This window comes from Paraburkholderia kirstenboschensis (genome assembly GCF_032806925.1).
GTDB classification, from domain to species: Bacteria; Pseudomonadota; Gammaproteobacteria; order Burkholderiales; family Burkholderiaceae; genus Paraburkholderia; species Paraburkholderia kirstenboschensis.
On the sequence record NZ_CP136512.1, the window covers coordinates 2,357,602 to 2,378,853 of the forward strand.

Annotated in this window: 16 protein-coding genes and 5 pseudogenes; 15 read left to right on the forward strand and 6 right to left on the reverse strand. The window is 60.5% G+C overall.

What is annotated here, in order from left to right; translation table 11 throughout:
* Positions 1-4 precede the first annotated feature (4 nt).
* From RW095_RS19435 to RW095_RS19460, 6 genes and pseudogenes are all read left to right on the forward strand, one after another.
* Positions 5-1,390, forward strand: coding sequence for an FAD-dependent oxidoreductase (locus RW095_RS19435; protein WP_317017725.1), 1,386 nt, complete (start codon positions 5-7; stop codon positions 1,388-1,390).
* The gene (locus RW095_RS19440; protein ID WP_317017726.1) at positions 1,387-2,568 is read left to right on the forward strand and encodes a CaiB/BaiF CoA transferase family protein; all 1,182 of its coding nucleotides are present in this window, start codon (positions 1,387-1,389) and stop codon (positions 2,566-2,568) included. The genes RW095_RS19435 and RW095_RS19440 overlap by 4 nt, the downstream gene beginning before the upstream one ends.
* A complete protein-coding gene (locus RW095_RS19445; protein ID WP_317017728.1) occupies positions 2,565-3,338 on the forward strand; it encodes an enoyl-CoA hydratase-related protein in 774 nt (257 codons plus the stop codon). Before RW095_RS19440 ends, RW095_RS19445 begins: the two co-directional genes overlap by 4 nt.
* Positions 3,338-3,673 carry a ferredoxin gene (fdxA, locus tag RW095_RS19450; RefSeq protein ID WP_176123007.1) on the forward strand — a complete coding sequence of 112 codons (336 nt, stop codon included), beginning with the start codon at positions 3,338-3,340 and terminating at the stop codon, positions 3,671-3,673. The genes RW095_RS19445 and fdxA overlap by 1 nt, the downstream gene beginning before the upstream one ends.
* Before the next feature lie 9 nt (positions 3,674-3,682).
* The gene (locus RW095_RS19455; protein WP_317017730.1) at positions 3,683-4,597 is read left to right on the forward strand and encodes a LysR family transcriptional regulator; all 915 of its coding nucleotides are present in this window, start codon (positions 3,683-3,685) and stop codon (positions 4,595-4,597) included.
* Positions 4,598-4,833: 236 nt separating this feature from the next.
* Positions 4,834-5,679: pseudogene (locus RW095_RS19460) on the forward strand (aldehyde dehydrogenase family protein); the annotation flags it as partial.
* A 578-nt stretch (positions 5,680-6,257) separates the two neighbouring features.
* On the opposite strand, the gene RW095_RS19465 reads toward RW095_RS19460, so the two are convergent.
* Positions 6,258-7,136 carry an alpha/beta fold hydrolase gene (locus RW095_RS19465; RefSeq protein WP_317017731.1) on the reverse strand — a complete coding sequence of 293 codons (879 nt, stop codon included), beginning with the start codon at positions 7,134-7,136 and terminating at the stop codon, positions 6,258-6,260.
* Between the two features lie 498 nt (positions 7,137-7,634).
* On the opposite strand from RW095_RS19465, the gene RW095_RS41510 reads away from it, so the two are divergent.
* Positions 7,635-7,781 carry a MarR family transcriptional regulator gene (locus RW095_RS41510; RefSeq protein WP_394365158.1) on the forward strand — a complete coding sequence of 49 codons (147 nt, stop codon included), beginning with the start codon at positions 7,635-7,637 and terminating at the stop codon, positions 7,779-7,781.
* A gap of 1 nt (position 7,782) precedes the next feature.
* Here the strand turns inward: RW095_RS41510 and RW095_RS19470 are convergent, their stop codons facing one another.
* The 3 genes and pseudogenes from RW095_RS19470 to RW095_RS19480 all read right to left on the reverse strand — a co-directional run bounded on the left by RW095_RS19470 (position 7,783) and on the right by RW095_RS19480 (position 9,553).
* Positions 7,783-8,208 (reverse strand): organic hydroperoxide resistance protein, encoded by a 426-nt coding sequence (locus RW095_RS19470; protein WP_317017733.1) that lies wholly within the window; start codon positions 8,206-8,208, stop codon positions 7,783-7,785.
* Positions 8,209-8,267: 59 nt separating this feature from the next.
* A pseudogene (locus tag RW095_RS41515) lies at positions 8,268-8,361 on the reverse strand (3-oxoacyl-ACP reductase); the annotation flags it as partial.
* A gap of 271 nt (positions 8,362-8,632) precedes the next feature.
* A complete protein-coding gene (locus RW095_RS19480) occupies positions 8,633-9,553 on the reverse strand; it encodes a LysR substrate-binding domain-containing protein (protein WP_317017735.1) in 921 nt (306 codons plus the stop codon).
* 116 nt (positions 9,554-9,669) lie between these two features.
* Here RW095_RS19480 and RW095_RS19485 point away from each other — a divergent pair, with 116 nt between their 5' ends.
* The 4 genes from RW095_RS19485 to RW095_RS19500 all read left to right on the forward strand — a co-directional run bounded on the left by RW095_RS19485 (position 9,670) and on the right by RW095_RS19500 (position 13,936).
* Complete coding sequence (locus tag RW095_RS19485) at positions 9,670-10,320, forward strand: FMN-dependent NADH-azoreductase (protein ID WP_317017736.1); 651 nt, start codon at positions 9,670-9,672, stop codon at positions 10,318-10,320.
* 207 nt (positions 10,321-10,527) lie between these two features.
* The gene (locus tag RW095_RS19490) at positions 10,528-11,307 is read left to right on the forward strand and encodes an alpha/beta fold hydrolase (protein WP_317017737.1); all 780 of its coding nucleotides are present in this window, start codon (positions 10,528-10,530) and stop codon (positions 11,305-11,307) included.
* Between the two features lie 192 nt (positions 11,308-11,499).
* A complete protein-coding gene (locus tag RW095_RS19495; protein ID WP_317017739.1) occupies positions 11,500-12,114 on the forward strand; it encodes a hypothetical protein in 615 nt (204 codons plus the stop codon).
* A gap of 109 nt (positions 12,115-12,223) precedes the next feature.
* Entirely contained in the window at positions 12,224-13,936 is a 1,713-nt protein-coding gene (locus RW095_RS19500) for an FAD-dependent oxidoreductase (protein ID WP_317017741.1), read from the forward strand.
* 328 nt (positions 13,937-14,264) lie between these two features.
* On the opposite strand, the gene RW095_RS19505 is transcribed toward RW095_RS19500, so the two are convergent.
* On the reverse strand, positions 14,265-14,672 hold the full coding sequence (locus tag RW095_RS19505; RefSeq protein ID WP_317017742.1) for a PPC domain-containing DNA-binding protein: 408 nt from the start codon (positions 14,670-14,672) through the stop codon (positions 14,265-14,267).
* Between the two features lie 278 nt (positions 14,673-14,950).
* Here RW095_RS19505 and RW095_RS19510 point away from each other — a divergent pair.
* Positions 14,951-16,365 (forward strand): annotated as a pseudogene (locus RW095_RS19510) (IS1182 family transposase).
* Between the two features lie 444 nt (positions 16,366-16,809).
* Here the strand turns inward: RW095_RS19510 and tnpC are convergent.
* A complete protein-coding gene (tnpC, locus tag RW095_RS19515) occupies positions 16,810-18,384 on the reverse strand; it encodes an IS66 family transposase (RefSeq protein WP_317019898.1) in 1,575 nt (524 codons plus the stop codon).
* Positions 18,385-18,786: 402 nt separating this feature from the next.
* Here tnpC and RW095_RS19520 point away from each other — a divergent pair, with 402 nt between their 5' ends.
* The 3 genes and pseudogenes from RW095_RS19520 to RW095_RS19530 all read left to right on the forward strand — a co-directional run bounded on the left by RW095_RS19520 (position 18,787) and on the right by RW095_RS19530 (position 21,157).
* On the forward strand, positions 18,787-19,245 hold the full coding sequence (locus RW095_RS19520; protein WP_317017744.1) for an HU family DNA-binding protein: 459 nt from the start codon (positions 18,787-18,789) through the stop codon (positions 19,243-19,245).
* Positions 19,246-19,720: 475 nt separating this feature from the next.
* A pseudogene (locus RW095_RS19525) lies at positions 19,721-20,104 on the forward strand (translesion DNA synthesis-associated protein ImuA); the annotation flags it as partial.
* A gap of 90 nt (positions 20,105-20,194) precedes the next feature.
* Positions 20,195-21,157, forward strand: a pseudogene (locus tag RW095_RS19530) (SOS response-associated peptidase family protein).
* Positions 21,158-21,252: the final 95 nt, after the last annotated feature.

The following is a 21,252-nucleotide window of genomic DNA, read 5'->3' on the forward strand; positions in this document are numbered from 1 at the left end:
CGAAGTGAATATGATCAGCGAGTGGATTCAGGAACCCGCGCGCGATGTGCGCGTGGCGGCAAAAGCAAACGTCGTCGTGGTCGGCGGTGGCCCCGCGGGCCTGTCGGCGGCGATCGGCGCGGCGCGCAACGGCGCGCAGGTGATCCTGCTGGAGCGCTACAACCACCTCGGCGGCCTTGCTTCGGGCGGCATGGTGTTGGTGCTCGACGACATGTGGGACAACCACCTTCAGGAAATTTCGGTGCGCGGCACCTGCATGACCTTCATTGAGCGCATGGCGGCGCGCAAGCTCGCGACGTTCCCTCGTTCGCACGAATGGGGCGAGGATCCCGCCGCGTATCGCCAGTGGGGGCGTTGGGGCACGTTCGATTTTCACAGCCAGAAGACGCCGCATCCCGTGTGCTTCGCGGCTGCGTTCGATCCCGATGCAATGAAGCGCGTCGCGCTTGAAATGGTGGAGTCGCTTGGCATTCAGTTGCGTTTGCACTCGTGGTTCTCGCGCACGCTAGTCGAAGACGGCCAGGTGAAGGGTGTCATCTGCGATACGAAAAGCGGCCGTGAAGCCATCCTCGCGGATATCGTGATCGACGCGACCGGCGACCTCGATGTCGCGGCGTCGGCCGGTGTGCCGCATGTGGGTGGCACCTATATCACGACAACTGTGTTCCGTCTCGGCGGCGTGGACACCGAGGCGGCCGAGCGCTTTGAAGCCGAGGAGCCGGAAGCGTTTGCGGCGCTCGATCGCCAGATCAAGCGCATTCTCGGCGGCTCGTGGGGTTACTGGTGGCTCAAGACGCCGCTGCCGGGCGTCGTGTGGTGCAACTGCCCGCACATGGCCGGTCTCGACGGCCTCAAGCCCGAGGACTTGACGCGTGCGGAAGTGCAGGGCCGCAAGCATATTCACGCGGTCGTCGATTTCGTGCGTGAGAAGCTGCCCGGCTTCGAGCAGGCTTACGTGATCGACGTCGCGCCGCAGACGGGCGTGCGCCAGACGCGCCTGCTCGAAGGCGAATATGTGATGACCAAGGAAGATCTCGCGCAGCGCACCCGTTTCGATGACAGCATTGCACGCGGACGCGACTATTACATGCCGTATCGTGTGCTGCTGCCGAAGCAGATCGACAATTTGCTGGTCGCGGGCCGGCACTACTCGGCGACGTCGCAGGCACAAAAAATGTCGCGCGAGATTCCACCGTGCATGGCCATGGGTGAAGCCGCCGGCGTTGCCGCCGCGCTTGCGCTCGGTGCGGGCGTATCAGTGCGCAACGTCGATGTGCGCGCGCTGCAGAAAACACTGCGCACGCAGGGCGCGGATCCCGGTGACCAGATCGGCCGCAACGCCGACGTCCCGCCGCTTGCCGTTCACGTCGATGCGAGGGAGGCAGCATGAGCGTCGCGCATAACACGAACAAGACCCACGACTTGCCGCTCTCCGGCGTGCGCGTCATCGATCTGACGCAGGTCATGATGGGCCCGGTCTGCACCCAGATGCTCGCGGACTACGGCGCGGATGTGATCAAGATCGAGAGAAAGGGCGCGGGCGACCTGAGCCGCTCGACGTTCGAGCCGGTGGCCGGTGCGGACAACCCCATCTTCTGCAGTCTGAACCGCAACAAGCGCAGCGTGGCGCTCGATCTACGCGACGCTGGGTCGATGGCGGCGCTCAAGACCATGATTGCAGAGGCCGATGTGGTCGTCAGCAATTTTCGCGCAGGCGTCATGGACCGCATGGGTATCGGCTACGAAGATTGCCGCCGCCTCAACTCGCGGATCATCTACGCGGCGGGCTCGGGCTTCGGTGAAACCGGCCCGTATGCGCACAAGGGTGGACAGGACGTGCTCGCGCAGGCGATGAGCGGAGTGATGGCGCGTCGCGCCGACGACTCGCTGCCCATCTCCGTGTACCCGACGGCGCTCGCCGACTATTCGGCCGGCATGCACATGGTGCAGGGCATCCTGTTTGCGTTGCTGCATCGCGAGCGCACCGGCGAAGGGCAAAAGGTCAACGTCTCGCTTTACAACTCGATGCTCGCGATGCAGATGCAGGAAGCTGCGATGATCATGATGGCCGACTCGGAAGTGAACTGGGCCGCGATGCCGCTCTCTGGCGTGTTCGATACGCAGGACGGTGCGCTCGTTCTGGTCGGCGCCTTCAAGGCGAACCCGTTGCGCGACATCTGCGCAGCGCTGCAAATCGACGACCTGTCCACCGATCCGCGCTTTTGCAGCCTCGAGCAGCAGTTCGTCCACAAGGCGGTGCTGCAAGGCATTTTCCGCGAGCGCTTCGCGAGCAACACGCGCGCCTTCTGGCTGGCGCGGCTCGAAGAGCAGGATCTGCTGTGCGCACCGGTACGCGATCTGCGCGAAGCGCTCGTCGATCCGCAAACGGTGCATAACCAGTTGATCATCGAAGGTGAAGGCGAAGGGCAGCCCGTGCGTTTCATCGGCAGTCCGATCGAGTTGTCGCTTGCGCCGGTTGGCTTGCTGCGCGCCCCGCCGAAGCTCGGACAGCATACCGAGGAAGTGCTTCAGCAATTGCGCGGCGGCATCGCCACGGAGGCGGCATGAGCGTCCGTCTTGTGATCGATCAGCATGTTGCCACTGTGACGCTCATGCGGCCCGATGCTCTCAACGCCGTCGACCTCGCGACCGAAGCCGAACTGCAACGCATCTGGACCGAGCTGGAGCATAACCGCGACGTGCGCGTCGTGGTTCTGACCGGCGAGGGCGAGCGTGCGTTCTGCGTCGGCGCGGACCTGAAGAATCCGTCGACGAGCGGCCTTGAATACTGGGCCGCGCCGCGTCCCGGCGGGTTCGGTGGCATTGCGCTGCGCGAGACCCTGAACGTGCCGGTGATCGCGCGTGTCAACGGCTATGCGCTCGGCGGCGGCTTCGAAATGGTGCTGGGGTGCGATCTCGTGATTGCGTGCGACGAGGCGAGTTTCGGCTTGCCCGAGGCGCTTGTCGGCCGTATGCCGCTCGACGGCGGCATGACATTGCTGCAACGTCAGATTCCGTACCGTCAGGCGATGGCGATGCTTTTGACCGGCCGGAGGGTCTCCGCACGCGAGGCGCTCGACATGGGCCTCGTCAACGAGGTCGTGCCGCGCGCCGAACTCGATGCCGCTGTCCAGCGATGGGTCGACGCCGTGCTTGCATGCGCGCCTCTGTCGTTGCAGGCAATCAAGCAGGTGGTCAGGCGCACCGCCACGCTGTCAGCGGCGGAAGCGCAGGCGCTGCGGCTGCCCGCGCTGGTTGCCGCGCTTCAATCTGAGGACGCGCACGAAGGCGTGCGCGCCTTCCAGCAAAAGCGCAAGCCTTGCTGGAGCGGAAGCTGATGGCCTACGTCATCACCTCGCCCTGCATCGACGTGAAAGACGGCGCATGCGTGAAATGCTGCCCGGTCGACTGCATCTACGAAGGCGAGCGTACGCTCTACATTCATCCCGAGGAATGTATCAATTGCGGGGTGTGCGTGTCAGTGTGCCCGACCGAGGCCATCTATCACGACGAAGAACTCCCGCCCGCGGAGGCAGCATTCGCCGCCGTGAACCGCGAGTTCTTCGGCGCCGGGGTGAGTGCCCTCGGTTCACCGGGTGGCGCGTGCGACGTCGGTAAGGTAGCCTGCGATCATCCCGAGGTCGCGGCGTGGCCGGTGCGGGTCACGAATTGAGGCAACACGATGCATGCGAACGTCCTGAAATATTTTGTCGAAGTGGCGCGGTGCAGTTCGATCCGCAAGGCGGCACAGAACCTTTACGTCGCGTCCAGCGCGGTGAACCGCCAGATCCTGAAGCTCGAAGCCGAGATGGGGACTGAACTGTTCGACCGGCTGCCGAACGGCATTCGCCTTAACGCGGCCGGCGAACGCGTGCTGCAGCACATTCGCGCGACGCTGAACGATTTCCATCTGATGCGCAGCGAACTCGACGATCTGAAGGGCGAACGCAAGGGACACGTGTCTGTCGCTGCGATGGACTCGCTGTTCGTGGACTTTCTGCCAGCCACGGTCGAGGAATTCTCGGACGTCTTTCCGGCCGTGACCTATTCGATCGTTGCGGTGCCTCCGCACGATGTGCCGCCGAGGCTCGTGAGCGGCGAGTACGACATCGGCATTTCGTACATCACAAAGCTGCCCGCGGGCCTCGATGTCGTGGCGCAAGTGCCGCTACCGCCGGGCGTGGTGATGGCGTCTTCGCATCCGCTCGCGAAGAAGGAGCGAATCAGCTTCGACGAGTGCCGCAACCATGCGTTTTTACGACTCGAAGGCCGCTCGCCGATCCAGGGCGTTGTCACGACCGACTTCCCCGAGTACTGGGAAACGTTGCAGCCCAGCGTGACCTGCAACTCGACGACACTCCTCAAGCGGCTGATCTCATCCGGCCGCGGCATTTCGTTTTTTTCCAAACTGGCTTTCCTCGACGAACTGTCGCGCGGCGACGTGGTTTGGCGTCCGCTCGACGATGCAAACGCGAACGCGCTCACTGTCGGCATCATCGTCCCGAATCAGCGTGCTTTGCCGCACGTGACGTTGGAGTTCGTCGAGCGAATTACACGGCGCCTCAAGCATGTCGAACTGACTCTACGCGAGACTTGATCCATCAGGCAAAGGGCGACGAATGGTGGACCTGGGCATGCAGTCGCCTGATTGCCCATACGGGCTCCAGAAACGGCGCAGCGCGCCCGTCGCGGGCGGCGCATGAGCGTGTACGTGGATCAACTCGTCTTTTTCGGCAGACCATCGACGCCGCTTGCGCGCGAATGGCGGTCTATTGTTTTGCCACCTACACCAAGCAAGCATGGCCCCCCTAAGCCTATGACGATCCCCGTCTTCTGATCAACGGGGAATGGTGCGACGCCGCCAGCGGCAAGACGCTCGACGTCGTCAACCCGGCCACCGGTCACCGGCCAGGCCATCGGCAAAGTGGCCCACGCCGGCATCGCCCATCTCGACCGCGCGCTCGAGGCCGCGCAACGCGGCTTCGACGCATGGCGCAAGATTCCGTCCAACGAACGCGCCACGACCATGCGTAGGGCCGTCGCGCTGGTGCGCGAGCGGGCCTCCGACATCGGCCGTTTGATGACGCAGGAACAGGGCAAGCCGTTCGCCGAAGCGCGCGGCGAACTGCTGGCCGCCGCGGACATCATCGAATGGTTCGCCGACGAATCGACGCCGCGTGTATGGCCGGATCGTGCCGTCGCGCAACCTCGCCGCGCAGCAACTGGTGCTCAAGGAGCCGATCGGCCGGGTCGCGGAATTCACGCCATGGAATTTCCCGGTCAACCAGATCGTGCGCAAGCTGAGCGCGGCGCTCGCGAGCGGCTGTTCGTTCCTCGTCAAGGCGCCGGAAGAAGACCCCGGCGTCGCCGGCTGCGCTGTCGCCGGCGTTCGTCGGAGCGGGCGTGCCGGCCGGTACGGTCGGCCTCGTGTTCAGCGACCCGGCCGAAATTTCGAGCTACCTGATCCCGCATCCGGTGATCCGCAAGGTCACGTTCACCGGCTCGACGCCGGTCGGCAAGCACCTCGCGGCGCTGGCCGGCGCGCACATGAAGCGCGCGACGATGGAACTGGGCGGTCACGCGCCGGTAATCGTCGCTGAAGATGCCGACGTGACGCTCGTCGTCAAGGCGGCCGGCGCTGCGAAATTCCGCAACGCAGGCCAGGTCTGCATCTCGCCGAAACCCTGAAGAGATAGGCAGTGGCCCGAAAAATTGCTGCGTTGCCAGCGCGGCGGAGCGTGCTGCGCCGGGGCGTCGTTAGCCGAGCGTCCGGTTTTGGGCCGATCAGAGTCGTTCGTCGATTTATTTCGAATGGCAGGATGGGGTCGACTTGCGACGGTCATCATCTGGCTCAGTGCCATCTACGGACGTTGACCCACGCCTTCACGCGGACGTTCGAACGTCCGCCCCATAGAACGGACCTTCTGGCGTGAATGATGTCAGTCGCGTCGTCGAGCTTTCCGGTCATTCGCGCTTGCCCAAGGCAACCTTTCACTGATGGCCGCCGCCGAGCAAATCGACCGGGCGTCATCGACCGTTCTTGGTGACGAAGTCAGTAAACTCCGGTGGAACCTGTGATAAATCACAGGCTCCACTCTTCCAAGAGCGCGCCCGACATGCTGCAAGAGGTCATTCGCGCGAACAGTCGCTTAAGTTCCAAACAGAACACAACACTAGATGCGCGCCCCAGTTCGCGGAGTGTCACGGACAGCCCCCCGAAAGGGGCTGTGACCTGAGCGAAGGAGCGGCCACCGGACTCACTGCGCTGCGAGGAAATTCTGCACCGCGGCGATCGTCGCCGCGGGTGCTTCCTCCATCAGCCAGTGGCCGGCGTTCGGCACGATGACTTCCTGCACGTTCGTCGCCGCGTTGCGCATGACGATCGCCACGTTGGCGCCGAAGGCCTTCTCGGAACCGATGGCGAGCACCGGCATCGTCAGCTTCGTCTCCGTCGCCTTGAGGTTGTCGGCCTCGTCCTTCTGGTCGATCGCGAGGAACTGGGCAAACGCGGAATGCATCGCGCCGGGTCTGGCGTAGATCACGGCGTAGTGGCGGCGGGTCGCTTCGTCGATCTTCGACGGGTCGCCGGCGAACTCGTTCCAGAAGCGGTCGAGGTAGATGCGCTCGCGGCCGGCGACCAGGCGCTCGGCGTCTGGGCCGCCGAAGTTGAAGTGCCACAACGCGGGCATGCGTACGATCTGGTTCCACGGCGGAATGCCGGGTATCGGCGAATCTATCACGACCAGGCGGCTTGTCTTGTCCGGATAGCGCGCCGCGTAGGCATACGCGACCATCACGCCGATGTCGTGGCCCACGATGTCGGCGCGGTCGATGCCGAGCTTGTCGAGGACGGCGCGGATGTCGCCGGCCTGCGTCCACTTGTCGTAGCCGCCGGCGGGGTGCGAGGACAGGCCCATCCCGCGCAGGTCCGGCACGACGACGGTGTGGTCCTTCTCGAGCTCGGCGGCCATCGGCGACCACATGTCGCCGGTCTCGCTGAAGCCGTGGATCAGCACGACCGCGGACCCGTGGCCACCGACGCGGACGTTGATCGTCGCGTCGGCGTTCACCACCTGCGAGCTGCGGAAGTCGGCCGGGAAGGGACAAACCCCATCTACATGGGCAAGCTCGCTCATCTGTGTACTCCAGGTTTGCTTCTAGTTGGGGGCAGTGGCAGCTCGCTGCGCGGCGGCACAGCGATCGGTTGCGACTCAATGAGGAGCGCTGCTAGTGCGTCCTCCTTTCCTGGCTTTGCCTTTAGCTCCGCCAGCAAGACGACTTTCATCATGGAAAACCTCCGTAAAGGCCGTAAGGGGTCATCGTCTCCGAAGATCGCCGAGCAGGTTTCGAGTCATTCACTCATTCACGGGGATATTCCGGAGCGGCACAAGCACCAGAAAAACGAGTGTGACAACGCGCTCAGGCATCGACCACGTGCACGGAGCACCGATCGATGCAGCAAAGCCCAAAAGTCACTTATGCATCCCATCGAGCGCCAGAAATGACACCTCCCTATACGATAGTGTCTACCGATATCGACAGACAAGACCGAACTCGAGAGCGTTTTCGGCTACCTGGTTTTTCGTGTCAATGCTGTTCTGGCGCATTCAATCTCGCAGCGCACTCAGCATGATCTGAACGTCACTGCCGCACAAGGGCGCCTTCTGTACCTGGTGGAAAGGCACGGGCTCTCGCACGCGGCCGAGATCTCGCGCGAGTGCTACGTCGACCTCGCTGCGGTGACGCGCCTGATCAATCGACTGGTTCGAGATGGCTTGTGACTTAGACGAGCGTAAGTGTCACGTCTATGTTGTTCCGCGTTGCGTTCGAATAGGGACACACAATATGGGCCTTGTCTATGAGGTCCTGAGCCGCTTCGCGTCCCATGCCCGGCAACGATATCTTCAACTCGACTTCGATGCCGAATCCATTGGGAACGGCACCGATGCCCACGGTTCCGTTGACCGAAACATCAGCGGCGATAGCGATTTTGTCGCGCGCAGCAACGAATTGCATTGCACCGATAAAGCACGCGCTGTAACCGGCGGCAAAAAGCTCTTCGGGGTTTGTGCCTTTCTCGCCCTTTCCACCCAATCCCTTCGGCCTCGTCAGCTTCAGGTCCAGTCCGCCTTCCGGTGCCACAGCTCGGCCTTCCCGGCCTCCGGTAGCCTCGGCGTGCGCACGGTAGAGAACGTTTTCGATCGACATTGTCAGCTCCTTATTGATGATTCAGATAAGGGGCGCAACCTGTGGCGCCCGGTAATGCTTCAGTGACCGGCGCACTGGCCGCCGTCGACATGCAGGATTTGGCCCGTCACGAATGGCGTCATCGAGATACAGGATTGCGTTGACGATGTCGCTTGATGCCGCGTGCTTTTGCGACGATACGATAGTTGAGCGCATGGAATGCTTTGACCGTTTCTGCGCCAATACCTTGCGATGCACAAGTAAAGACTACGACCTTTCGCGACGTGTGCATGGAAAACCTCGAATATTGAATACGGCTCGCTTGCCGACCGGGTCAGCGGCTCCGATAGGCGCCAAATCTAGGCCTATAGATGCTCCAAACAAACACCCACCATGGACAAACAGTTGTGCGCGAGCGGAACAAATCGAATCGTGGCTCGATGATTCACGTGCCAGCACGGATCGAACGAGGTCTCGATTCCATCTCTTTGGCGCCCCCCTTGCGCCCGCTCGGCGTCATCCTCTGCGCGAATGCCAGCATTATCGCGTTGCCCAGCTCGTCGGCTACGCTCGCCGACGCGCCCGGCTGTGCGAACATCGTGAACTCGATATCGGGCAGTACCGGTAGGCCGGCATCCGGCGCGACCGCATGCAAGCCATGCGCGAGTTGCGACTGCGCGATCGGCGTCACCGCAAAGCCCGCTTGCGCGGCGGCACACAGACCAGCGCCGCTGGAGCACACCAGCACGATCCGGTATTCGCGGCCTGCGTGAGCGAGCGCGGCCAGTGCAGCCTCGCGATACGGGCACGGTTCTGGTAGAAGCGCGAGCGGAACCGGCACACCAGGCGCGGGCGAGGCCATCGTTCCGCTGGCCCAGACGAGCGGCTCGCGCCACAGTACGTGTCCCAGGCGAGCATCGTGGCAGCGTCCGCCGATCACCAGGTCAAATTCGCCCTGATCCATCGCCTGCAGCAGCTGGGCAGGGATGCCGACCCTGACGCTGAACGCGATGCGAGGATAGCGCACCGCAAACGCCTGCATGACATTCATCAACCTGACGTTGGCGAGGTCTTCGGACAGGCCGACCCGGATCGCACCCTCGCTGGGTCCGCGAAGCAGTTGTGCTTGTGCGTCATGGTTGAGCGCGAGGATGGCACGCGCGTAACCCAGCAGCAGTTCGCCGTCCGCGGTGAGCGTAACGGAGCGCGTGGTGCGCGCGAGTAGGTCGCGGCCGGTCTGTTTCTCCAGACGCCGCAGATGCGCGCTAACCGCGGACTGCGTCAGATTGAGACGGGCTGCGGCGTGCGTGAACCCTCCTTCCTGGACGACGGCCACAAAAGAGCGCAGCAGAACGGTATCGAACATGGGATAGTCCTTTCCAATACAGTGCGAATTCAACTGAATAGGACGATGATACTTCGTTTATATTTCGAAGCGAAATATGTTGTGATGGCGGCAGTCAACCCACTTGGAGTATCCCCATGCCGACCTTGCTGCATATCGAGTCGTCGCCACGCAAGACGCGGTCTGCGTCGCTGGACGTAGCGCGTGCCTATCTGGAGGCCTATCGTGGCGCTCATCCGGATCATCCGATCGAGGTGCTCGACCTGTGGGCGACCGAATTGCCGGAATTCAACGGCGACGCGCTCGATGCCAAGTACGCGGACCTGAGCGGCACGCCGCTCAGCGAAGCCCAGCAGCAGGCGTGGGCGGGGATCAGGCACCTCGCGCAGCGGCTGCACGAGGCGGATACGTTGCTGTTCTCCGTGCCACTGTGGAATTTTTCCATTCCGTACAAGCTCAAGCATTTCATCGACGTAGTGTCGCAGCGAAACATCGTGTTCTCCTTCGATGAGCGTGGGCTCCAGGGCTTGCTGAAAGACAAGAAAGCGGTGGTGATTTATGCAAGAGGCCTCGACTATTCGATCGACTCGAGCACACCTGCCCATTCGTTCGATTTTCAGCGGCCGTTTATGGAAACGTGGCTGCGCTTCGTCGGCGTCACCGACATCGAATCGGTTGTCGTCGAGAAAACGCTGTTGGGCTCCGAAATCGATCACGCGGCGAGACAGGCTGCACGCGAGCGGGCAGTGGCGCTGGTGGGAGCGGCCTCCGTTTCGGTCGGTAGCTGAATTATCCCAAGTGACTAACGCGGAGCGCGACGGTTTGCTCCTCCGACACCCTTTCCGTGGTTACAGATCGAACAAAGGGGTCGCTCTTTTAACATTATTGATTGGATTCCGTACCGTATTGACGGCGCAGATCGAGCCCGCTGAAATTAATGACGTGCGTGTGCGATATCGCCGCTCCCATTCCTACATTTTTACTGAGGTACTGCTTTGAACACGCTGACAAAGAAATGGTCGTTGTCGCTTGCCGTCGCGGGTTGTCTGTTATCCGCCGCCACTGCGCACGCCGCATCCGACCCGGACCTCGCAGGCAAGAACGTCGTATTGGTACATGGCGCCTTCTCGGACGGATCGAGCTGGGATAAGGTCATTCCGCTCCTCGAAGCAAAAGGCCTCCATGTGACGGCCGTGCAAAATCCGCTGACGTCTCTTGGTGATGACGTTTCGGCAACGACCCGTGCGATTGACAGGCAAAACGGTCCAGTGGTGCTGGTAGGCCATTCGTGGGCGGGCTCTGTCATCACGCAGGCGGGCAACGACGACAAGGTCAAGGCACTCGTGTATGTCGCAGCATTCGCTCCCGACAACGGACAATCGGCTAACGACATCCAAAAAGACCTGCCGGCACCGTCATGGGCAGCCGAGATTCACAAGGACGCAGCGGGTTTCCTGACGCTGTCCGATAAGGCGATCGCGGAAGATTTCGCGCCCGATGTTTCGCGGGCGCAAGCGCGTCTGCTCGCGGCGACACAGGAGCCGTGGTTTTCAGGCTGTCTCGCCGAAAATATCGGTCACGCAGCATGGCATGACAAGCCGTCCTGGTATGTCCTCACGACGAAAGACCAGATGGTCGGTCCCGCCTTCCAGATGAAGATGGCGAAACACATCGGCGCTACGGTCGTCAACGTAGAGGCGAGTCATGTACCGATGCTGTCGAAGCCTGAAGAGGTCGCAGCTGCAATCATCTCGGCAGCGCGGCAGACAAAGTAGCAGGATGCGCCCGTTGCCAAGAAACCAGCCGACAGATCTTGAGCGAGGCCGGTTAGTTTGCAACATACGACGTATCGCGCAGCGAGTCGCTTGCCATGTGCAGTTCGACGCCGCACTCACCGGCAACTGGTTCGGTGTATCCCGAGCCAGATTAACTGTCTGCAAGACACCCAGCATATCTGGAGAATTCATATGTCAATGCACAGGAAGCTGTGTGTTTTTCTCGCCACTCTTACATTGACCTGCGTCTCGTTCGCGCAGACGTCCGACGTCAAGCGCGAACGTATCCGCGGGGATATTGTGTCGCTTCGTGGCGATGTTCTGACAGTGCATCGCCAAAGCGGTGACACTGTTTCGATCGAAATCAAGCGAGACGTTGCCGTAACGGCTCTCAAGGCGGTCAAACTCTCCGACGTCAAAGTGGGATCGTATGTCGGGACGCCGGCAATTGCGGGTCCGGACGGAAAGCTGACTGCTACGTCAGTTCTGCTCTTTCCGGAAGCCGCGCGTGGGACACAGGAAGGACATTTTGCCTATGATTTTGGCCCCAACAGCACCATGACGAATGCCAACGTGGACAGTCTTGTTACAGCTGCCAGCGGTCGCGAACTCCAGCTCTCGTATAAGGGCGGCAGCAATACGGTGACAGTGCCGGAAAACGTGCCCGTCGTGACCTTTGCACCGGCGACCCGAGCCGACCTCACATCGGGCAAGAAGGTGATCGTGGTCGTGACTCCTGATCAGCAAGGGGTCTTTGAAGCGCACGTGGTTCTGATAGAGAAAGACGGCGTTGTGCCGGCGCTCTAATGGCAATCTGGAGCTGCTGCGCCCCCTCACACTTGGTGATCCAACCAACGGATTTGTCGTTGAGTAGTGAACTAGCGAAATTACGTCGACCATGTGCAAAGAAACTCCCATGACGTTGAAAGACGATGTATTACCTGGTGGCCGTGTAGCGCCCGAAGGCTACGAAACCGTCGAGGCAGCGCAGCGCACCCAGATCGAGCGGCGTCGGTATCAGATGTATCCCCGTTTGACTGAAACGCGGATAGCCAAGGCGGCTCGCTTGGGGACGACGGAACACTGGAAAGCCGGAGACCTCATGTTTCGTGCCGGAGAGCAGGGCGAAGGCATGAGGATTTTGACTCGTGGAACGGTACATTTGATCGTACGAAACGGATTCGGGCAGTCTCGCCTTTTTCAGGAGGTCGGTGCTGGGCACTTTCTCGGCGAGACAGCAACCCTCAGCGGCAAACCATACCTCGTTGATGCGATTGCCATCACTGACGTTGACGCGTTCCTCATCGCGCCTGAGCAGCTCCGGGCGCTTCTGATCGCGGAAGCTCAGCTCGGCTCAGAGATCATGCGAGCGTTCATTCTCCGACGCGTCGGATTGATTCAGGATGGTAGTGGTCCGATCCTGGTCGGATCTTCAACCGACCCGAGACTCGTCGTCCTTGCAGATCTGCTAAGGCGCATGAATCATCCGCATCGGATCCTTGATCCGGCCACGGACGATGAGGCTCGCGATTTCCTTTCGAAAACACAGTGCGTAGAAAGACAGATGCCGCTAGCCGTGATGGTTGATGGCTCTATCCTGCACAACCCCGATGAAACACTCCTCGCGTCGAAGCTTGGTCTTCTCTGCGGCTTCGATGAATCGGACACGTACGACGCCGTAATTGTTGGCGCTGGACCAGCCGGACTTGGTGCGGCCGTGTATGCCGCGTCGGAAGGACTATCAGTGCTTGTTTTCGATTCAAAGGGATTTGGCGGACAGGCCGGCGCAAGCACCAGGATCGAGAATTATCTCGGGTTTCCAACTGGCATCTCCGGTCACGTTCTGGTTAGCCGCGCATTTGAGCAGGCAGTTAAATTCGGAGCGGAAATAGTCATACCTACCGAAGTGGCGAAACTGCATTGCACGGAATCGCCCTTCAAGGTCGAACTTCTGGATGGTCGGTGCGCTCATGCGAAGACGGTCGTTATAGCATCCGGCGCCTCCTATCGTCGCCCTCAGATCAGGGGCCTCAATGAGCCTGAGATTCGTGGCGTCTACTATTGGGCGTCCTCGATCGAGGGTCGTCTCTGTCAAGGCTCGGAAATCGTACTGGTGGGAGGGGGAAATTCTGCTGGACAGGCAATCGTCTTCCTGGCGAGCTATGCGGCACACGTACACGTGCTGATTCGACGCGAGAGCTTGCACGAAACAATGTCAAGATATCTGATCGATCGCGTGAGCTCGTTCGCCAACGTGACAATTCATGGCAATTCTGCCATCGAATCTGTCGTGTCCGACGAGGACAGTCTGACGGAGGTTCATTTCTGTTCGGCTGGGAGTCGTACACGAATCCCGACTCGCCACCTCTTCCTTTTTACCGGCGCTGACCCTGCCACTGGCTGGTTACGTGGATGCGGAGTGGAGGTTGATGACAAAGGTTTCGTTATAACCGGCTGCACTGGTTCGACGGGGTCAGCGGCCGCTCGCTTCGCCTTCCAGACGAATGTTTCAGGCGTTTTTGCAATCGGCGATGTGCGCTCGACGTCGATTAAACGCGTTGCGTCCGCCGTCGGGGAAGGCGCTGCCGTAGTGTCCGAAATACACGCACTATTGACGGCCGAACGTTAAAAAAGTGCCCAGTCGCGGCACTTGGCGTCCCCTAGGTCTGTTTGCATTCGCTGAGATGTCTTTTTAGATCCTGCTTTTTTGGGCAAGCGAGGCAGGATGGTCCGAACGCTAGCTCGGCTGCGTTAGCGTCCGGTTTTGCCAATGAGCGGCGGCCATCCATGATGTCGGGCCGGCCGGTTGCCTCGAAAGGAGATTACTCGTTGCGCGCCGTGCGGACCTGAACGACCGAAGAATCTTGGAAGCCGCCGTTGGGAGTACGCCGGGTTGAGGGGCCCGAGTGGGTCGAAAGGCCACATTCGTCAACGCTGTCCGGACGAATACGTTTAGCCTACTCCATGGGTGGCCCATTTCGTATCACGAGTTCTATGAACCCTGAACTTAAGTCACGCTCCCTGGAGAAGTGGTGTTCGGGAAGAAGGGCCAGCAATATCTCCGCGGTTGTACGGACCGTGCAACCGCGTCCCACATGACCACCGAATACTCGACCGCGCGGGTCGGCAACCGACATGTGCAGATGCGCTCCATCAAATGATATGGACCCAGCGAGCGTCAGGATTTCAAGATCGTCGCGCAGCTCCGTAGGATCTTCGTTCCCGGCAAATCGCAATTGGGCAACGCTGAGGCTCCCGATGCCCTGGATCACGAAGGCCGCCGGCACCTTGGCTTGGCGCAGCACGTCTTCGAGGGCGACACGCAGATCGTCACCGGGAAAGAGACGCAACGGATGTGCTTGCATCGCGCGGTTTTTGGTTCGGGGCCAGGTGATAGGTTAAGGCGGATTGAGTTCGGCCACAATTGAGCGGCAGCATTCGCGGAGAACGCCGTCGTAGGGACGACAATCGGATAACTGGCGAGGTTCGGCATCGGGCTGGGGTCGGCCAGGAAGGGACAGTCGCCACTGTAGGTCCATCCACTTTCGAACGGCGGTTGGCCTCCGGATTGTGTTGAAAAAGTCGCCCGTGGTTCGGAATGTTCGGTATCCTGGAAGACATCGATCGACGGGGGTGATTCGTCATGATGGGTCAACTGGGCAGTGGACAGGACAAACTCTTCTATTCGTTCAACCTTGATAGTCACGTCCCTCGCGAACACCTGTTGAGAGGCATTGATCACTTCCTCGACCTTCGCGATCTGCGCCAGCATCTCGCGCCGTTCTACAGTCCAATGGGACGGCCGTCGATTGATCCGGAGCTCATGATCCGCATGTTGATTGTGGACTACTGCTTCGGCATCAGGTCCGAACGCAGGTTATGCGAGGAGGTCCATTTGAACTTGCATATCGGTGGTTCTGTCGACTGGGTCTGGAGGACGTCGTACCCGAACACTCGACCTTCTCCAAGAACCGCCACGGTCGCTTCCGCGATAGCGATGTGTTACGCCATGTGTTCGAGTCGGTGCTGGGTCGCTGCATGTCCGAGGGGGTCGTAAAGGGTGAAGGTTTCGCGATTGACGCAAGCATCATCAGGGCCGATGCAAGCCCTGCACGCGGTGTCCCAGGTACTGAGCCCATCAACTGGGGTTGCGTCAAGGACCAGAGCCGCGCAGTACGGGAATATCTAAAGGTATTAGAGGAAGCGAATCCGGCCGGCGCAGACGCGGTCGAGGAGGCAGAGACATCGACACCTCCAAAGAGAATATCCCTGACCGATCCCGCTGCGAGCTGGACAGCCGCCAAGGGTAGCCCGGCGTTCTTCGCCTACTCGACCAATTATCTGATTGACCTGCAGGCAGGGATCATCGTTGACGTCGAGGCGACGCCCGCGAACCGCTCGCACGAAGTGGAATCAACCAGGACGATGATTGATCGCGTTGAGCGGCGGCACGATCTCAAACCCCGACGTCTTGCAGGCGACACCGCGTATGGCTCGGCAGCGATGCTTGCCTGGATGATCGACGAGAAGGAAATTGCACCACATGTTCCGGTCTGGGACAAAACGACGCGCAAGGACAACACATTGTCCAACAACGAGTTCCAATGGGATGAACTGGCCAATGAATATCGCTGTCCCACCGGTCACACCCTACGCAGTGATCGGCGCAAGTTCAGAAATCCGCGCTCGCGCGTCACGAAGGCTGGCACGATCATCTATCGGGCAAGCCAGTTCGACTGCGAAAGCTGTTCGATGAAGGATCGCTGCTGTCCGAATACACCATTCCGCAAGATCGCCCGCAGCATCCATGAAGCTGCGCGTGACGAAACGAGGCATATTGCGAAAACGCCTGAATACAAGCGATCTTGCCGTGAGCGAAAGAAGGTGGAAATGCTCTTTGCCCATCTCAAACGCATTCTGAAGTTGGACCGTCTGCGCCTGCGGGGTCCAAGCGGCGCCCATGATGAATTCCTGATGGCGGCGACTGCGCAAAACCTGCGAAGAATGGCCAAGCGTTTCATGTCAGGAAGCAAGCAGATGAACCAGGCAGTGGCATGACGAGAAACGAGGATCGTTGCCTCGCACAGGTTCGCCGCTTCGCCGTGTCGGACTCAGCCTTGATTTTTCGGGTCTGTTCGTCGTTGATGAATCCGTCGGCCGTCAACGCCGGCGCCGAATTTCCGGCATTCGGCGAGGTTGCTGTCGATCGCGCTCGCGCGGCGCCCGCGGCGCGTGCCTCCGAGGCAGCGAGCTTGCGGGCAGCACTCAACTGGTCATCAATGATCTTGCTGACGTCTTGCGGATTGTTCGACTTGTCGACGACCTCAGCGGCTTTCGCTTTCTTCCTGAGTGCTGCTTCTTCGTAAGCGACTCGGCTGGGCCAGTTCCTCAGTCGCGCGCGCGTGAGGCATGATGGTGCTGTCGTGGTGGAATTCGTATAGATCATGGGGGATCGTGTCCATGATCGTCGATCGTGGACACGATCCACGCAAATATCCAGATCTACCCGGTTAAGGGTGTAGGCGGAGTGGCCGGCTTCAGTTTGTCGGCCACGTTCCAGGGCAGCAATTCGTCGATGCGTGAGATCTTGTGACCAGCGATATGGGTCAGGACGTATGCGAGATAGGCGCGCGGGTTGATCCCGTTGAGCTTTGCCGACACGATCAAGCTATACATCGCGGCGGCTCGCTCGCCCCCGCTGTCGGAGCCGACGAACAGATAGTTTTTGCGTCCGAGCGCGACACAGCGCAGCGCATTCTCGGCAAGCACGTTGCTGATCTCGACTCGACCGTCCTCGCAATAGAACACGAGCGCCGCCCAGTGGTTCAGCGAGTAGTTGATTGCTTTTGCGAGCGCGGACTTCGTCGATAGCGTCGCGGGTTTCACCCTGATCGTCGCTTCGAGCTTCGCGAGCAACGGCTTGCTCTTTTCCTGCCTGAAGCGCAGACGCTCGTCAGGCGCCTTGCCGCGGATGTCGGCTTCGATGCTGTAGAGTTCGCCGATCATCTCGAGCAGTTGCTGGGTATCTGGAGTCGGTGTGCGCGCGTGAACATCGAAGATGTACCTCCTCGCGTGATCCCAGCATGCCGCTTCGTGGATCTCGCCGCTCGCATACAGTTGATCGAAACCGGCGTAAGCATCGGCCTGCAGGATGCCGCGGAATGCGGCGAGCCGGGTCTGAGGGTGGACGCCTTTGCGATTCGAGGAGAAGTCGAACCATACCGCAGCCGGCTCAGTCGAGCCCGAGCGGTGATCGTCACGCACGTAGACCCAGAAGCGACCGGTCACCGTCTTTCCGTTGCCTGGCGCGAGCACCGCAACCGGTGTGTCGTCGACGTGTACCTTGGCGGGGACCAGCACGTAGCGCTGGATTGCTTCAACAAGCGGCCCGCAGAGCTCGGCGATCTGCCCGATCCAGCGGCCCATGCTGGCGCGATCCAGCGTCACGCCGTCGCGTGCCGCAATCTCCGATTGGCGGTACAGCGGTTGGTGATCGGCGAACTTCGATACCGCAATGTCGGCCAGCAGGCTCGGATGCGCGATGCTGTGCTCGATGGGCAGGCTAGGCATCGCGGGCTGTTCGATGTGGCCGCAGTCAGGACAGCACAGCTTGTAACGGATCGTGCGGATCACTTTGAACGCAGCCGCTACGCGCGCGAGCTGCTCGGAAACATCCTCGCCGAGTCGCTGCATCGTTGTCGCACACCTGGGGCAAGCCGGCTTCGGTGTAAGTTCGATTTCATCGCGTGGCAAGTGCGGCGGCAGCGGCTCTCGCGTGGGCGCTCGACCGGGCGGCGCCGTCGACGTCTTGTCTCGGTGCCGCCGCGTCTCCGCAGCGCCCTGACCGGCCGTCAAGTCTTCCAGCTGCGCCTCGAGTTTATCGATCTGCCGGGCCAGTTTCTCGGACCTGCTCCCGAAGTACATCCGCCTGAGCTTGTCGATCTGCGCCTTCAGGCGTTCGATTTCGTCGTCCCGTGCGGCGATCTCCCGCACCATGTTCTCGATCGACGCCTGCTGCTCGAGCACCAGAGCCTGGAGCTGCGCGACGGTGGTGGGAAGCGGCGCAGATTGGGACATGCGTCGCATGTTTACGAGCCTTCGATGTGGTTTACAACATCGACAGAGCAGCGGTGCGTTGCGGGTGTCCATGGCGCACGGATGGACGCGAGATTACGAACAAGTCATAAACGTCACACTCATCCGACGCTGGACTCGTGCAAGGGGTTTGCTACTCTTGCATGTGCTTCAAACCCGTTCGCATAGCCGTCTTCGTGAATGCAGCCTTCTCCGGAGGGGTACAGGTCGTTGTTTTTGCGTTCCCGCGGCGCCAAACCCCTTGTTTTAGGGGTTCGCCCGTTGCAGATTCAAGTTCGGGTTGCTACGCTAGCGCCAGCCTGAGGATTTGGACCTTTGCGTATTGTCGGTGACTATGCAAAGGCAAAGGTCTCAGGCCAACCTTTGACCAATGACGAGGAATTTATGGCAACGACGAGTGCAACGAAAGCTGCAGCAAAGCCGGCTTCGAAGAAAGCGGTGACCCCGGTCGCGAAAAAGGCGAAGACGTCGACGGTGAAGAAGGCTGCGGCCCCCGCCACGAAGAAGGCGGTCGCGGCGACGCCGCTGAAGCCCATCAAGGATTCGTTCACGAAATCTTCGCTCACGATTCATCTTGCCGAGCGCGCAGGTGTCGAGCCGAAAGCGGCGAAGGCATTGATGGCCGCATTGGAAGAAACGGTGCTCGCGTCGGTCCACAAGAAGGGCGCGAAGGAGTTCACGCTGCCCGGTCTGCTGAAGGTTGTTGCTCAGGACGTGCCGGCAAAGAAGAAGCGCTTCGGCAAGGACCCGTTCACGGGTGAAGACAAGTGGTTTGCCGCGAAGCCCGCTTCGGTGCGTTTGAAAGTGCGCCCGCTGAAGAAGCTGAAGGACGCCGCTCTCTAAACCGCGCTGCTGGAAAGGAAGCGCCCCTCGCGACGGAAGTCTGAGGGGCTTTTTTTTGCTTCTATCCCCGAGACACACGGGCCTTCATTTCATCTGGCTACGCAGGAGGAGCTGGGAGACATAATCAGCCTCGGCACCCTTTGAGCGATGCATCGTCCTGAATTCGAGCGATATAAGTCGACCATAGCGAGCCTGCCAGTTCGACGGTATGCAGGACGCGTCTTTCTTGGAGCGGCCCACAACAAAGACCGTCACCTTGCCATCACGGCCGCGCGGCGCCACATCGGCGCTGAGCTCTTGATGAAGCTGCGCGAGATACATGTCAATACCATCAGGTAATTCTGAGCGCTGCTCCACCTGTAGTGCCCTCAGAACCGGACCTACCGCGGACGTCTCCGATTTGACCTTCTTCTGTATCTGCTTTGGGTACTTGCTGATGAATTGGCTTGATACATCGCACAGTTGCTGAGGGCAGAAGACCGCAGATGCGCTTTGGTCGGCTGAGCAGATTCTGCGGACAGGCAGTTGCGGTGCGCTCGTCTTCTGGGCGCAATACGCGCAGGCCTCATCGCTGCGGCGCCTGCATTTAGCGGCGCAGTCATCCGAAACACTCTTCGTGATGGTCCGGCCTCTGGCAGCGGCACAGGATTCATCGCCCGCTCGGTTGCGGCTCGCTTTAAGACCATCAGCCGACGGTTTGACCGTCGACATTGTGAAACGACGAGGACCCTCATGCGCGGAGCCCTTGGCGGTTGCCCTTCAACCTACTCCGGTTCTGCTGTCGCGGCATGCGCGTCTCTCGCGCGGGTCGCCTGCCGAAGTTGCGACTGGAAGTCAGCGGAAAGAAGTGCTTGCCTGAACTCATTACGGTAGTGTCGTGCATGAACGTTGCGTTGCAGGGCCGCGGCCCAGTAAGTGCTTATCACGCTCGCAAAGAACGGAGGTTTTCATGTGCTACTCGGCTCAGGTCGTCGCGGATTATCGGAAGTTTGTGCGCACGTTTGGCGCGTGATGGACATTCAGGAGTTCGCGCGTCTGTTCTTTGAGCGCGCGGAGGGCGTCAGCAAAGTGACGATGCCCAAGGCCATGGAAGACGCGTTCGCCGAACCGCATGATGAGGCAGGGCGCGAAGTCCATGCGCTCATCGCCAGGTTTGCTTCAATGCAGGCGACAAAGTTCGAACAGGAGCTGTTCAAACAGCGCAAGCGGCTCGCCGACGCCGAACGCACGTTGCAGACGAAGCTCACTAAGGCTGCAACGGAAAGCCAGCGAATCGCGACCGACAAGATTGCCTGGGCGAAGGGCAAGCTAGAGGACCTGCAGCGAACCGAGCCACAACCGCGCGACGCGCGCATCTTTCCGGGCAACTATGCGCCCGTGATGGTGATGGAGAACGGGCAACGAGTCGTCAAGCCCATGCGCTATCATTGCCGCATCGCTGGAAAGCCCGCGTCTTACGACCTCAAGTTTCCCGGCACTTACAACGCGCGCCGGGATAGCCTCGAAGGTTTCTGGGCACCTTGCTTTGGGCATACCCATGCCGTCCTGCTTGTCGAAGTTTTCTACGAGAATGTGAGCAAGGCAAAGTTCGAAAACACACTACTTAGAGACTCACAAGCGTGATGAGAACGTCGTTCTCGAGTTCCGTCCGAGCAACGGGGAGCTGATGCATGTTGCCTGTCTGTGGTCACGATGGAGCGTGCCGGGGGAACCGGACCTGCTTTCATTCGCCGCCATCACGGATGAGCCTCCTCCTGAGATTCAAGCTGCCGGGCATGACCGGTGCATCATCCCTATCAAGCCGGAAAACGTAGATGCGTGGCTCAACCCTGACCCGAAGAATCTGGACGCGATGTACGCGATTCTTGATGACAGGGACCGGCCGTACTATGAGCATCGATTGGCCGCATGAGCCATCGAGACTACACAACACAGGCGTTCGTTTAAGTCGAGCGGGGTGCGGTGGTACTCGGACATTCGTGCCACATCAATCGTTGACAACGTCTG